Source organism: Aurantimonas sp. C2-5-R2 (genome assembly GCF_036549495.1).
GTDB classification, from domain to species: Bacteria; Pseudomonadota; Alphaproteobacteria; order Rhizobiales; family Rhizobiaceae; genus Aurantimonas; species Aurantimonas coralicida_A.
The window spans coordinates 1-2,552 of the sequence record NZ_JAZHLJ010000184.1; the positions used below are offsets into that span (position 1 = coordinate 1).

Here is a 2,552-nt window from a genome sequence, read left to right on the forward strand (position 1 = left end):
CTTTGGGACGAGGAGATCGTACCGATGCTTTCGGCGGCACCGGCCTTGAGACCGATCACCATTCTGCGGGAATTGATCCGGCGTCATCACGACCGCGTCGATGAGACGATGCGACGGTCACTCGAGCGGCGGATTCGGACATGGCGCGCCTTTCACGGTCCGGATCAGGCCGTGATCTTCCCCCAGGTCCATCATCCTGGCCAAATGGGCCTATCAGACTTCACCGACATGAACGGCCTCGACGTCACCATTGCCGGCCAGCCCCTCGATCATCGCCTCTACCACTTCGCGCTGGTTTATTCCGGCTTCGAACATGGCGAAGTCGTTCTCGGCGGCGAGAGCTATACGGCGCTGTCCTCGGGTCTCTGCAATGCCTTGGCGGCACTGGGAGGGGTTCCTGCAGAACATCGTTCCGACAGTTTGTCCGCTGCTTTCCGCAATCTGCGCAAGGACCAGTCCGAGGATTTGACCCGCCGGTTCGCAGCTCTCGCCGAGCACTACGGCATGACGCCGACCCGCAACAATCGCGGCATTGCCCATGAGAATGGCTCGATCGAGAGCCGGCATGGCCATATGAAAGACCGGATCGAGCAGGAACTGATGCTGCGAGCCTCGACCGATTTCGACACTTTGGATGCCTATAANTCGCGGCATTGCCCATGAGAATGGCTCGATCGAGAGCCGGCATGGCCATATGAAAGACCGGATCGAGCAGGAACTGATGCTGCGAGCCTCGACCGATTTCGACACTTTGGATGCCTATAATACCAACCTGCGGTGATAGGAACCCATTCGACCGGGACGATCGCCGATGCATGGCGAGGAGCGGGACGATGCGCGATGCGGCGCATCGGGCGAGGCCCGCGACGAAGCCAGGCGCGGCGAGAGCCCGGCCTTCGGTGGGCCGGACGGGCTTGCCGGACGGTGTCGCACCGCTTGCCCGATGCGCCGCATCGAACTGCGCGCCGCTCCTGGCCGGACAAGCCCGTTCAGCACCATCGAATAGGTCCCTATCACCGCAGGTTGGTATAAGAGCTTCGTTGCCGGCGTCGTGGCCGGTCATAATCGCCGGCATCACGATGCGATCGAGATCGAGCGCGGCCATTTGAAGCCGTTGCCTGCGGCAACACCTGTCACCTGGGACGAAGCCAGCGTCCGGGTGACGAGTTCGTCGGGCTTCTCATTCCGGCACGCCTTCTACACCGNCTGCGGCAACACCTGTCACCTGGGACGAAGCCAGCGTCCGGGTGACGAGTTCGTCGGGCTTCTCATTCCGGCACGCCTTCTACACCGTGCCCTCCCGATTGATCGGACATCGTCTGCATCTGCGTGTCCATGACGACCGGATCGAGGCTTTCCTTGCCGGGGTGCCGGTCCTCACCCTGCCTCGCGGCCGCGCCCCGTCCAAAGGTGCCAAGAGGACGACGGCGCACGTCGTCGACTATCGTCACGTGATCGGCTCGCTTCGCGCCAAGCCCGGCGCCCTGGCCAATCTCACCTATCGCGATGCGCTGTGGCCGCGACCAGCCTATCAGCGTGCGTTCGATGCGTTGATGGCTGCCCAACCCGTGAAAGAGGCCTCCCGCACGATGGTCGCGCTCCTGGCCCTTTCCCACGACAGCGGCAGGGAAGCCGGGATCGCCGAAGCGCTCGATGCCGTCCTCGATCAGGGCAATCTGCCGGACATCACAGCGTTCCGGGACCGCTTCATGCCCAAACCAGGGCCGATCCCGGCAGTGCATATCGAGATGCCGAACGCCAGCATCTACGATCCGCTGCTCACTCGGCGACCCGCGGACATGGAGGTAACGGCATGAACATCACGACCGACACCGCCCGCCTGCCGCTCTTGCTCACCACGCTGCGGCTTCCAACCGTCGCAAATCTATGGCCGACGATCAGCCAAACGGCCGATGAGGAAGGGTGGCCGGCGGCAAAGACCCTGGCGACGTTGTTCGAGCACGAAGTTGCCGAGCGGGTCCGCCGCCGCATTGGACGCCATCTTAACGAAGCACGCTTGCCTAGTGGAAAGACGCTCGACACCTTCGACTTCAACGCCGTGCCGATGGTCAGCCGGGCCAGGATTGCCGCGCTCGCCGAAGGTGACGCCTGGCTTGGTCAGGGCACCAATATTTTGTGTTTCGGCCCGCCAGGCGTGGGAAAGACCCATCTTTCGGCGGCGCTCGGTCATGCGCTGATCGACGCCGGATATCGCGTCCTGTTCGCAAGAACTACCGACCTTGTCCAGCAACTTCAGACCGCCCGGCAGGAACTGAAGCTCGCATCGGCGATCGAGAAGCTCGACAAATATCACCTGCTCGTCCTCGACGATCTATCCTACGTCCAGAAGAGCCAGGCCGAGACGAGCGTCCTGTTCGAACTCATCAGCGCCCGATACGAGCGCCGGTCCATGATGATCACCGCAAACCAGCCCTTTGGGGCTTGGGATTCGATCTTTCCCGATCCCGCCATGACCGTCGCCGCGATCGACAGGCTCGTCCATCACGCCATTATCCTGGAGATGAACACCGACAGCTATCGGCGAAAAACCG

General features: G+C 62.5%; 1 protein-coding gene and 2 pseudogenes. All 3 read left to right on the top strand.

Annotated features, from left to right (window positions below; genetic code table 11):
- Positions 1-642 (top strand): annotated as a pseudogene (locus tag VQ044_RS24665) (IS21 family transposase); the annotation flags it as partial.
- 584 nt (positions 643-1,226) lie between these two features.
- A pseudogene (locus VQ044_RS24670) lies at positions 1,227-1,817 on the top strand (IS21 family transposase); the annotation flags it as partial.
- Positions 1,814-2,552, top strand: a 739-nt coding sequence (gene istB / locus VQ044_RS24675) for an IS21-like element helper ATPase IstB (protein ID WP_331827860.1), incomplete at its 3' end; no start/stop codon positions are given. The pseudogene VQ044_RS24670 and the gene istB, both read left to right, overlap by 4 nt.